This window comes from Solibaculum intestinale, assembly GCF_040096205.1.
Lineage (GTDB): Bacteria > Bacillota > Clostridia > Oscillospirales > Acutalibacteraceae > Solibaculum_A > Solibaculum_A intestinale.
Genome location: NZ_JBBMFD010000008.1, coordinates 34,947 through 47,051, shown reverse-complemented (window position 1 = coordinate 47,051; position 12,105 = coordinate 34,947). Strand labels below are relative to the sequence as shown.

General features: G+C 56.1%; 8 protein-coding genes. 4 read left to right on the top strand and 4 right to left on the bottom strand.

Translation table 11 applies throughout. The features are described from left to right. The first annotated feature begins 50 nt into the window (after nt 1-50). The 4 genes from purB to WMO26_RS06390 all read left to right on the top strand — a co-directional run bounded on the left by purB (nt 51) and on the right by WMO26_RS06390 (nt 5,960). Complete coding sequence (gene purB, locus WMO26_RS06405; protein ID WP_349219023.1) at nt 51-1,481, top strand: adenylosuccinate lyase; 1,431 nt, start codon at nt 51-53, stop codon at nt 1,479-1,481. A 111-nt stretch (nt 1,482-1,592) separates the two neighbouring features. Then, the gene (locus WMO26_RS06400) at nt 1,593-2,879 is read left to right on the top strand and encodes an adenylosuccinate synthase (protein ID WP_349219021.1); all 1,287 of its coding nucleotides are present in this window, start codon (nt 1,593-1,595) and stop codon (nt 2,877-2,879) included. Between the two features lie 86 nt (nt 2,880-2,965). Then, nucleotides 2,966-4,792, top strand: coding sequence for a glutamine--fructose-6-phosphate transaminase (isomerizing) (glmS, locus tag WMO26_RS06395; protein ID WP_349219019.1), 1,827 nt, complete (start codon nt 2,966-2,968; stop codon nt 4,790-4,792). Between the two features lie 304 nt (nt 4,793-5,096). Next, nucleotides 5,097-5,960: a YitT family protein gene (locus WMO26_RS06390; RefSeq protein ID WP_349219017.1), complete on the top strand. Its 864-nt coding sequence runs from the start codon at nt 5,097-5,099 to the stop codon at nt 5,958-5,960. A gap of 271 nt (nt 5,961-6,231) precedes the next feature. On the opposite strand, the gene glgA is transcribed toward WMO26_RS06390, so the two are convergent. From glgA to glgB, 4 genes are read right to left on the bottom strand one after another with little or no spacing between them, the layout of a single operon-like run. Next, entirely contained in the window at nt 6,232-7,659 is a 1,428-nt protein-coding gene (glgA, locus tag WMO26_RS06385; RefSeq protein ID WP_349219015.1) for a glycogen synthase GlgA, read from the bottom strand. Nucleotides 7,660-7,708: 49 nt separating this feature from the next. Continuing rightward, the gene (gene glgD, locus WMO26_RS06380; protein WP_349219014.1) at nt 7,709-8,824 is read right to left on the bottom strand and encodes a glucose-1-phosphate adenylyltransferase subunit GlgD; all 1,116 of its coding nucleotides are present in this window, start codon (nt 8,822-8,824) and stop codon (nt 7,709-7,711) included. After that, nucleotides 8,821-10,038: a glucose-1-phosphate adenylyltransferase gene (locus tag WMO26_RS06375; RefSeq protein WP_349219012.1), complete on the bottom strand. Its 1,218-nt coding sequence runs from the start codon at nt 10,036-10,038 to the stop codon at nt 8,821-8,823. The genes glgD and WMO26_RS06375 overlap by 4 nt, the downstream gene beginning before the upstream one ends. Nucleotides 10,039-10,043: 5 nt before the next feature. After that, entirely contained in the window at nt 10,044-12,035 is a 1,992-nt protein-coding gene (gene glgB, locus WMO26_RS06370; protein WP_349219010.1) for a 1,4-alpha-glucan branching protein GlgB, read from the bottom strand. Between the last annotated feature and the right edge of the window lie 70 nt (nt 12,036-12,105).

Sequence of the window (12,105 nt, the reverse complement as noted above, 5' to 3'; positions counted from 1 at the left end):
CCTCTTCGCGGCAACGGATTCTTACCAAATTCGCAAGGAGGCGTTCTATTTTGAACGATACCTATCAAAGCCCCCTGTCCTCACGGTATGCCAGCCGTGAAATGCTCTATCTTTTTTCACCGGACAAGAAGTTCCGCACCTGGCGCAGGCTGTGGATTGCCCTGGCCCAGGCGGAGCATGAGCTTGGCCTGCCGGTGACCGAGGAGCAGATCGAGGAAATGAAGCAGCACGCAGACGACATCAATTACGACGTGGCCGAAAAGCGGGAGCGGGAATGCCGTCACGACGTGATGGCCCATGTTTACGCGTACGGCCAGCAGTGCCCCAAGGCCCGCCCCATCATCCATTTGGGCGCCACCTCCTGCTATGTGGGCGACAATACCGATCTGATCCTGATGCACGAAGGGTTGACCCTCATCCGCGACAAGCTGGTGACGTTGATTGGGCATCTGGCCAAGTTTGCCGACGAGCAAAAAGACCAGCCCACTCTGGCTTTTACCCATTTCCAGCCTGCCCAGCCCACCACGGTGGGAAAACGGGCGGCGCTGTGGCTCAATGACATTTTGCTGGATCTGGAGGATGTGGAGCATCAGCTTTCCAAAGCGAAGCTGCTGGGTTCCAAGGGAACCACCGGCACCCAGGCGAGCTTTCTGGAGCTGTTTGAGGGGGACCAGGAAAAGGTGCGTACCCTCGACGGCCTGATTGCGGAGATTATGGGATATCCCGGCGTGTTCCCGGTTTCCGGGCAGACCTATTCGAGAAAGGTGGACAGCCAGTATTTAAACGTATTGTCCGGCATCGCCCAGTCGGCGGCTAAGTTCTCGAATGACATCCGGCTTTTGCAGCATCTCAAGGAGATTGAGGAGCCCTTTGAAAAGCAGCAGATCGGTTCCTCCGCCATGGCCTATAAACGCAACCCCATGCGCACCGAGCGCATCGCGTCGCTGGCACGCTATGTGATCGCCGACGCGGTCAACCCCGCCCTTACCGCTTCCACCCAGTGGTTCGAGCGGACGCTGGACGACTCGGCCAACAAGCGCATCAGCGTGCCGGAAGCCTTTTTGGCGGTGGACGCGATTTTGAGTCTGTATATCAACGTGGTAGACGGCTTAGTGGTGTACCCCAAGGTCATCGAGCAGCGGCTTATGAAGGAGCTGCCCTTTATGGCCACCGAAAACATTATGATGGACGCGGTCAAGCGGGGCGGCGACCGGCAGGAGCTGCACGAGCGCATCCGGGTTCACTCCATGGAGGCGGGACGCGTCATCAAGCAGGAGGGCGGCGAAAACGATCTGCTCGAGCGGATTGCAAAGGATCCGGCCTTCGGTGTGACGTTGGAAGAACTCAAAGCCCTCATCCGTCCGGAGAATTACGTGGGCCGGGCGCCTCAGCAGGTGACGGAGTTTTTGGAGCATGACGTCAAGGAGGTCCTGGACCGGTATCAAGGCATCGGTCAGGTGGAGGTAGAAATCAAGGTCTAAGGGAAAAGAAGCGTTTCGCGGCAAGGAAGCAGTGAAACGAAAACCCGGCCGAAAGCATGCCGCAGGGGGAAGATCTCCCTGGGGCCAACCGATTGTTAGGAGTGATACCACATGGTAAAGGCGATTGTAGGCGCAAACTGGGGCGACGAAGGCAAGGGAAAAATTACTGATATGTTCGCCGCGAAATCGGACATTGTGGTGCGTTTCCAGGGCGGCGCCAACGCGGGACACACCATCATCAACCCCTATGGGCGCTTCGCGCTGCACATGATGCCTTCCGGCGCGTTTTATTCCCATATTATGAACGTCATCGGCAACGGGGTGGCGCTCAACATTCCCCAGCTAATGAAGGAGCTCAAGCAGATTAAGGACGGCGGCGTGCCGGCTCCCCGCCTCTTGATAAGCGAGCGGGCCCAGATTGTCATGCCCTATCATGTCCTGTTCGACCAGTATGAGGAGGAGCGGCTTTCCTCGAAAAGCTTCGGCTCGACCAAGTCGGGCATCGCCCCTTTTTATGCGGACAAGGTATCCAAGGTGGGGTTCCAGGTGTGCGAGCTGTTCCGGGAGAAGGAGCTTCTTGAGAAGATTGAACGGGTCATCGAGACCAAGAACGTGCTGCTTGAGCACTTATACCACAAACCTCTCCTGGATGCAAAGAAACTTTATGCCACCATGCTGGAATATCGCGAGCAAGTAAGGCCATATGTTGGAAATGTGCACGCGTTTATGCAGGAGGCCGTCAAGGAAGGAAAGAACATTCTGCTGGAGGGCCAGCTGGGCGCCTTGAAGGATTTGGACTGGGGCATTTATCCCATGGTCACCTCGTCGAACACCATCGCCGGCTACGGGCCGGTGGGAGCGGGTCTTCCCGCCCACTCGGTGGAGAGCGTGGTCACGGTGGTCAAGGCCTATTCCAGCGCCGTGGGCGCAGGCGCTTTTGTCAGCGAGATCTTCGGGGAAGAGGCGGAAGAGCTTCGCCGCCACGGGGGTGACAAGGGCGAATACGGCGCCACCACCGGCCGCCCGCGCCGCATGGGCTGGTTTGACTGCATCGCTACCCGGTACGGCTGCAAGGTGCAGGGCGCCACGGAAGCGGTGGTAACGGTGCTTGACGCGCTTTCGTATCTGGATAACATTCCGGTCTGCGTGGGTTACGAGCTCGACGGCGAAATTTCCGACAATTTCCCGGTGACACCCGACCTGGAACGGGCAAAGCCCGTGCTCAAGGTGCTCGACGGCTGGAAGCAAGACATCCGGGGCATCCGCAAGTTTGAGGAGCTTCCCAAGGCGGCACAGGAATACGTCAATTTCATCGAGCGTGCCATTGACACACCTGTTACAATGGTTTCGAACGGACCCGGCCGCGAGGATATTATTTTCCGGCAGCCGCGTCTGTAAGAGAAAAGGGCAAAGGTAAATACGCTGGGAGGACAGACGGCGTTTTTAACCGTATCATTCTATGTAAATAAGGGGGCACAGTTTCTATGTGCGGAATCGTAGGTTATGTGGGCAGCCAGCAGGTAGCGCCCATTCTGCTCGACGGTCTTTCCAAGCTCGAATACCGGGGGTATGACTCAGCGGGTGTAGCGGTATACACTGGGGAACAGCTGGAAGTGGTCAAGGCCAAGGGAAGGCTGGAGATCCTTCGCGATATGCTCGACGGCGGCCGCAATCTCAAGGGGACTATCGGCATCGGGCATACCCGCTGGGCCACCCACGGGCAGCCTTCCGATGTCAACTCCCACCCGCATATCAGTTCTTCCGGCCGGTTTGCCATTGTTCACAACGGCATCATCGAAAACTATATGCAGCTGAAAAACCGCCTGATGGAAAAGGGGTTTGCCTTTGCGTCCGAGACGGACAGCGAGGTCATCGCCCAGCTGATTGAATATTACTATAACGGCGACATTCTCGATACCGTGGTCATGCTGCAAAATTCCCTGGAGGGCTCTTATGCCTTGGGTATTTTGTGCCTGGACCATCCGGACGAGATCATCGCCATGCGCAAGGACAGCCCCCTCATCGTGGGGCTTGGGGAAGGCGAGAACTTCATCGCCTCCGACATTCCCGCCATCCTTTCCTACACGAGGGACATCTATCATCTCGAGGAAAAGGAAATTGTGGTGATGCGCGCAGACGAGGTAAAGGTGTACGACACCAGCAAGGAGCTTGTGGACAAAGAAGTGTTCCATGTGGATTGGGACGTGTCCGCAGCGGAGAAGGGCGGCTATGAGCACTTTATGATCAAGGAGATCATGGAGCAGCCCAAGGCCCTCACCGACACCATCAAGCCCCGCATTCAGGACGGCGAGGTGGTGCTCGACGACATTACGCTCACCAAGGACCAGCTCGAGAAGGTCGACAAGATTCTCATCGTGGCTTGCGGCTCGGCTTACCATACTGGCATCGTGGCCAAGTACGTCATCGAAGGCCTCACCCGTAAGCCGGTGGAGGTGGATTTGGCGTCGGAATTCCGGTACCGGGATCCCATTCTTACCGAACATACCTTAGTGGTCATCATTAGTCAGTCGGGCGAGACGGCGGATACTCTGGCGGCTCTTCGCTATGCGAAGCAGCAGGGAGCCAGGACTTTGGCCATCGTCAATGTGGTGGGCAGTTCCATTGCCAAAGAATCCGACGACGTGATCTATACCTGGGCGGGCCCGGAAATCGCTGTGGCCACCACCAAGGCCTATTCCTGTCAGCTGGCGGTTCTTTACCTGCTGGGGGTGTATGTGGGGCGGCAGCTGGGGAAAATCTCCGACGAGGAGAATTTAGGGATGATCCGCGAGCTGCTGGCGTTGCCGGAAAAGGTGGCGACGGTGCTCGAAAAGAAGGAAGACATTCAGTATTTTGCTTCCCGCCACTATGCGGACAAGGACGTGTTCTTCCTCGGGCGCAATCTGGATTATGCGGTTTGCATGGAAGGATCGTTGAAGCTCAAGGAAATCTCCTACATTCATTCCGAGGCGTATGCCGCGGGCGAGCTCAAACACGGGACCATTTCCCTGATCGAGGAAGGTACCCTGGTGGTGGCAGTCGCCACCCAGGACCGGCTGTTTGACAAAACCATGAGCAATGTCAAGGAAGTAAAAGCCCGGGGCGCGGAAGTGCTGGGGCTTACCACCGAGCACAATACCCGTATTAACGAAACCACCGACTTCCAGTTCTACATTCCGGAGACGCTGGATATTTTCCTACCTTCGCTAGCCATTGTTCCTTTGCAGCTGTTCGGCTATTATATGGCCTCTATGAAGGGATGCGACATCGACAAGCCCCGCAATTTGGCAAAGAGCGTGACGGTGGAGTAAAGAAACCGGAAAAAGCGCGGCGCCGCTTGGAAAAGGCCCGGCAACGAGACAATCGTTGCCGGGCCTTTTGTGCCGAAAAACTCATATTTACAGAAAAAACAGGCTGGATGGCAGACGCAAGGAGGCGTGCCTGCGTCCCCAAAAACATCTCAAAATGGAATCTTATTGGCGTTTTGGGCTGGCGATACCAAGGAAAGGCGGCCTGTTTGGTATGTTTTTCCCGAATTGCGAAACACTATGGAACAAGGAACCCGGATTTCAAATGTCGAACCTGGGCGTACCGTTCCCCAAAGGAGAGAACCCCATGAAGAAAAACCGGATGAAGGAATACGTTCTGGACGCGGCTGCATTTGTGGGCGGCAGCGTACTGTTCGCCGTGGCCATCGACACCTTTTCGTCCCCCAATGCTATCGCGCCCGGCGGCGCTACCGGCCTTGCCACCATCGTCAACTACCTGACCACCCTGCCCATCGGTACCACCATCCTATTGATCAACCTGCCTTTGTTTTTGCTGGGCTGGAAGTTGCTGGGCTGGCGGTTTTTGGCCCGTACCGTGGTGGCCACCATCGTTTCTTCCGCCTTGATCGACGGGCTGGCGCCTTTTTTGCCCCAATACCAGGGAGACACGTTGTTGGCGGCTCTTTACGGCGGCTTTTTGTCCGGCTTGGGTCTGGGTCTTATTTATCTGCGGGGTGCCACCACCGGCGGCAGCGACTTGGGGGCGAAACTCCTTTCCCGGAAATTCCCCCATATTCCCATGGGGAAACTGATTATGGCGGTGGATTTGGTTATTGTTCTGGCGGCGACATTGGTGTACGGTACCATGGAAAGCGGTCTTTATGCGCTCATCATGATCTTCATCAGCAGCCGCCTGATTGACGGGGTGCTTTACGGAGCGGACACGGGGAAGATGATGCTCATTGTGTCCGACCAAAACGATGCCATCGCCAAACGCATCCTGGAAGACATCCAGCGCGGGGTCACGGTGCTCAAGGCGCAGGGGGCGTATACCGGGGAGGATAAGGAAGTGCTGTTGTGTGTGGTGCGCCGTCAGGAAGTGTTCCAGATCCGTGCTGTCATCAAACAGACCGACCCCGATGCGTTTATCGTAGTGTCCGACGTAGGGGAGATCATTGGGGAAGGCTTTAAGCACATCGATAAGCAATAATGAGTGTATCTGCTTTGGCCGGATGAAGGGCGGTGTTTCCTTGTTCCCTTTTGTATAAGAAAGAGGCTGGTTACCGTTTTGTTATCTTTCACATCCCAGGCGGTATAGGCCTGATTTGCGTCCATGCCCGCAGAGGCTCAGAACGTACGTCCTACTTGGATCCGTTGCGAAGGGACAGGAAAGAGAGCAATCAAAGGAAAACCCCCGCTGTTTCGATGACCCGTTTTCTGTCATCAAAACAGCGGGGGTTGCTTTATCGTGGGATTTGCAATCAGTCGTGCTGGACTAAGGATTTGTACAGCCGGATGTATTCGTTGGCTGACCTGCCCCAGCTGTTGTCACACTGCATGGCACGTTTAACTAGTATTTTCCAATTCTCCCGGTCGTAATACCCATGGATGGCGCGGCGAATGGCGCCGAGCATGTCGTGGGCGTTGTAACTTTTGAAGGTAAAGCCGTTGCCCTGCATGTCGCCCGAGTCGTGAATGCTGTCGCGAAGGCCGCCGGTTTCCCGCACGATGGGAACGGTGCCGTAGCGCAGGGAAATCATCTGGGAAAGGCCGCAGGGCTCGCTCTTTGACGGCATCAAAAACAGGTCGGACCCGGCGTAAATCTTGCGGGACAGCTCCGGGATAAAGCCGATGGCTACCGACAGCTTGCCCGGATACTTCTGCTGCATCTCTTTGAAGAAGCTTTCATAGGTCCAGTCCCCCGAGCCGAGCACCACCATCTGTATGTCCTCCGAGCCCAAAAGCTCGTCGAGGATATACTTTACCAGGTCAAGCCCCTTATGGGCAACCAAACGGGTGACCATACTGAGGATCGGAATGTCCGCATTGGTGGGAAGCCCCATCCGCTCCTGGAGCATGCGCTTGTTTTCCGCCTTGCCGGACAGGTCGTCGGCGGTAAAGTTGGCATAGATTTGGTTGTCGGTGGCGGGGTTATAGTTGTCCACGTCGATGCCGTTTAGGATACCGGACAGCTTAAAGGAATTTTTCGCCAGGATGGGGTCGAGCCCATGGGAGAACCAGGGATCGAGGATTTCCTGGGCGTAAGAGGGACTCACGGTGGTAACCGCGTCGGCCGTTTCGATGGCTCCCTTCATAAAGTTGACGCACTTGTCGTATTCCACAATATGCGCCGCATTCTTCGGCAGGCCGCACACGTCCTCCAAAAGCTCCATGCCATACTTGCCCTGGTACTGGATGTTGTGAATGGTAAAGACGGTTTTGATCCCGGCGAACTCGGGAAGATTCTGATAGAACAGCTTATAGTAAATAGGGGTCAGCGCCGTCTGCCAGTCGTTGGCGTGAATCACGTCCGGCTTAAAGTCAATTGCGGGGATAATTTCAATGGCGGCACGGGACAGAAATGCAAACCGCTCCGCATCGTCGTAATGCCCGTACAGCCCCTGGCGCTTAAAGTAATATTGATTGTCCAGCAGGTAGTAGATGACCCCGCCGTACTTGGCTTCAAAAATGCCGCAGTACTGGCGCCGCCAGGCCACCGGTACCGAGATGCTGGTCAGAAACTTCATATTATCCTTGAGATGTTGGGGGATTTCTTCGTATAAGGGCATGACGATCCGGCATCCCACCAGCCGGGCGCGGATGGCCTGGGGCAGGGAACCCGCCACATCGCCCAGGCCCCCTGATGCTGCAAAGGGCAGCGCTTCACTTGTCACAAACAACACTTTCATCTCTGCTTCGGCTCCCTTCCTACTTGACGATTGCCGCCGTGCGGCCCGGTCATACCACGGCCTCCTTGCCGATGAACACCGGATAAGTCTCAAATCCCATCAGAGTGCGTCCTCCCTTGAGGATGACATCCTTGTCGGTGATGACATAGGCAATCTGGGAATTGACTCCCAGAACCGAATTCTGGCCGATGATGCAGTTTTTCACCTTGCAGCCCTTGCCTACATGCACCCCGCGGAACAAAATGGAGTTCTCCACTTCACCCTCGATGACGCAGCCGTCGGCAATCAGGCTGTTTTTCACCGACGAGCCCAGGCCATACCGGGTGGGCATATCGTCGCGGACCTTAGTGTAGATCGGCCGGCTGCGCTCGAAAAGCTCGGCGCGTACCTCCGGCTTGAGCAGGTCCATGTTAGCGGAAAAGTAGCTGGCGATGGAATCGACGACGCTGGCATGTTCCTTTACCCGGTAGCCATAGATGCGGTTCTTGAGTACCCGCGACTGGATCACATCCCGCACAAAGCTGGTAGCACTTTTGCTGCGGGCGGAGGAAATAGCCATCTTCAGGAAATCCCTGCGCATCAGGTAAATGTTCAGCCCGAAACAGCAGTCCTCCGTGCGCTGGGGATCAATTTCGATATTGGTAACCCGGTTTGTCTCGTCTAAGTCCATCACGATCACGTCGTTGCGCCGCTCCGGCTTGACGCCGTATTTGTAAGCAATGGTAATGTCCGCCCCGGAAGCCATATGGGCTTCCATCATGGCGTCAATGTCGAAATTGAGGACCAGGTCGCAGTCGGAAAGAAGCACGTATTCCTCATTGGAATGGTTGAGGAACGGCATGATGCCTTCCAGAGCCTGGATCCGGTCGCTGTAAACATCGTTGCCCTGGCCGAAGGGCGGGAGTATGTAAAGACCCTGGCGCTTTCTCGACAGGTTCCACGCCTTGCCGGAGCCCAGATGGTCCATCAGTGACTGGTAGTTTGACTTGGTGATGACGCCAACCTTGGTGATGCCGGAGTTTACCATGTTCGACAGGGCGAAGTCGATAAGCCGGTACCGTCCGCCGAAGGGAATGGATCCAAGAGTGCGCACCGCGGTCAGTTCCTTGAGAAATTCGTCGTGCATGTTGGAAAACACGATTCCTAACACATTGTTGCCTCTCATTTCACCGCCCCCTTCACGTCTTTCTCCACCATGGCCTTGGCCGGAACCCTGGCGCCTGCGCCGATGACCAGATCCGCCCCGGCAACCGCTACGCCCCAGGCGTCCAGGTTCTCCGCTTCCTCCGGCCGCTCGCCGAAGACCGCGTTTTCCTCCACCACCGTGTCTTCCCCGATGATGGCGTACTGAACCACTGCGCCTTTCTTAATCTTCGCGCCCGGCATAATAATGGAGTCGCGTACCACCGCGCCCTCTTCAATCACCGTATCCGCGAACAAAACCGAAAAATCCACCGTGCCCAGCACGTTGGCGCCTTCGGTAATGAGGGAATTCTGCACCAGGGCGTTTTCCCCGATGTAGTGGGGCGGCAGCACCGGCGTGCGTGCGTAAATGCGCCAGGCCGGATCGCCAAGGTCTAAGTCCACTTTGGGATTCAAAAGATCCATATTGGCCTCCCAGAGACTGTCGATGGTACCTACGTCCTTCCAGTAGCCCTCGAACCGGTAAGCAAACATCCGCTGCCCGTCCGCCAGCATGGCCGGCAGTACGTTTTTGCCGAAGTCGTTTGAGGATTTCTTATCCGCTTCGTCCGCCTCCAGATACCGGCGCAGCTTTTCCCAGTTGAAGACATAGATACCCATGGAAGCCAGGTTGCTTTTGGGAACCTTGGGCTTCTCGTCAAACTCGTAAATGGAATTGTCTGGGTTGGTGTTGAGAATGCCGAAGCGGGAAGCCTCCTCCATCGGGACCTCCAGCACTGCGATGGTGCAGTCGGCGTTGTTTTTCTGATGCTCGGCGATCATCTTCGAATAGTCCATTTTATAGATGTGGTCGCCGGACAGGACCAGCACGTAATCGGGATCGTACCGCTCGATAAAGGGAATGTTTTGATAAATGGCGTTGGCCGTGCCCTTGTACCAGTCGGCGCCCCGGCTGCGCTGGTAGGGGGGCAGCACATGCACGCCGCCGTGCATGGTATCCAGGTCCCAGGGCTGGCCGGTTCCGATGTATTCATTGAGCACCATGGGCTGGTACTGGGTGAGGACCCCCACCGTCTCAATCCCGGAATTGACGCAGTTGGAAAGAGGAAAGTCGATGATACGGTATTTGCCGCCGTAGGGCACCGCAGGCTTTGCTAAATTCTTGGTCAGAACGCCCAAACGGCTGCCCTGCCCGCCCGCCAGCAGCATTGCTACACATTCCTGCTTGCGAAACATAGGATTTATTCCTCCTTTATGGCCTTTTTTACAAGAGTAGGAACAGCCGCCTTCTTGGGAAGGGTCGCCTGTTTGACCGGTTTAACCGGCTTTTTGAGCTTGCGGGTGCAGCGCAGGTAAAGAACCGACATAGGCGGCAGCACCAGCTTAATGGATTGCTCAAAGCCGTGCATGGGAGTCTCCAAATCCGCCTGGATGACGGTTGGGTTATGCATCCCGGAGCCTCCGAACTTTTTGTCGTCGGAATTGAACACCTCGGCGTATTCCCCGTAATAGGGGGCGCCGATGCGGTAATTGTCATGGGCGATGTTGAGGAAGTTGCACACTACGATCAGCTCACCGCCGTCCTTGTCCATCCGCCGGAAGCTGATGACCGAATTGCGGTTGTCGTCGTTGGAAATCCAGGAGAAGCCCTCCCAGGAATAATCAATCTGCCACAGCTGGGGATGGGCCCGGTAAAATTCGTTGAGGGACTTGGAGTAGCGCTGCAGCTGCTTGTGCGCGGGATAATCGAGCAGCATCCAGTCCAGCCCCGTCTGGTAATTCCATTCGTTAAACTGGCCGAACTCCTGCCCCATAAACAAAAGCTTCTTGCCCGGGTGGGCCATCATAAAGGCCAGAAACGCCCGCACGCCCGCGAACTTCTGCTCGTATTCCCCCGGCATCTTCCCGATGAGGGAGCATTTGCCGTGGACCACCTCGTCGTGAGAGACGGGCAGCACATAGTTTTCCGAGAACGCGTAGAAGAAGGAGAAGGTCAGCGCGTCGTGGTTATGCCGGCGGAAATACGGGTCGGTGGACATGTAGCGCAGCATGTCGTTCATCCAGCCCATGTTCCACTTGAAGTTGAACCCCAGGCCCCCCATATAGGTGGGCTTGGAAACCAGCGGCCAGGCCGTCGATTCCTCCGCGATCATCATCACGTCGGGGAATTGGGCGAACACCGCTTCGTTTAGGTGTTTTAAGAAATCAACCGCCTCCAGGTTTTCCTTGCCGCCGTATTTGTTGGCGATCCATTCCCCGTCCCGGCGGTTATAGTCCAGATAAAGCATGGAGGCCACCGCGTCCACCCGGATGCCGTCGATGTGGTACTTGTCCAGCCAGAACATGGCCGAGGAGGTCAGAAAAGAAACCACCTCGTTTCGCCCATAGTCGAACACGCAGGTTCCCCACTCCTTGTGCTCACCCTTCCGCGGGTCGGCGTATTCGTAGCAGTGGGTGCCGTCGAACCGGAACAGGCCGTGCCCGTCCCTTGGAAAATGGGCCGGAACCCAGTCCATAATCACCCCGATGCCCGCCTGGTGGAACCGGTCTATGAATTTCATCAGGTCTTTTGGAGTGCCATAGCGGGAGGTAGGGGCGAAATACCCGGTCACCTGATAGCCCCAAGAGCCGTCATAGGGATACTCGGTCAAAGGCAGCAGCTCGATGTGGGTATATCCCATTTCCAGCACGTATTCAATGAGCTCGTCGGCCAGCTTCTCGTAAGAAAAGGGCTTTCCGTCCGGGTACTGCTTCCAGGAACCCGCGTGTACCTCATAGATGTTGACCGGGCTTTCGTAGATGTTGGTTTTTGCTTTTTTTGCGAGCCAAGCCCCGTCTTTCCACTGGTACCCTTCCAGGTCGTAAAGGCGGGAAGCATTGTCCGGCGCCGTTTCCGTGTGAAACCCGTACGGGTCGGTTTTCAAAACCACCTCTTCGTCCTGGGTTTCCACCGCGTACTTGTAAAGATCAAATTGCTTGACCCCGGCGACGACCGCTTCCCAAACCCCGCCGTCGGAAATGCGGCGCATGGGATTGGCCTGGGTGTCCCAATCGTTAAAGGTGCCTACCACGCTGAGCGAAACCGCATTGGGAGCCCAGGTGCGAAACACCGCTTTTGTCTCTTTTCCATCCCGGAACAGGTGCGCGCCTAAGAATTCGTAGGCTTTCGTATGTTTCCCCTGGTGGAACAAGGCTAAGGGCGCCGAACAATCGAGCAAATGGTTCTCTGGCATTGAATATCCCTCCGTTTCCATGTTACCATGCATTTATTTTACCAACTTTTTTTCCAGTTTTCAAGGGGTT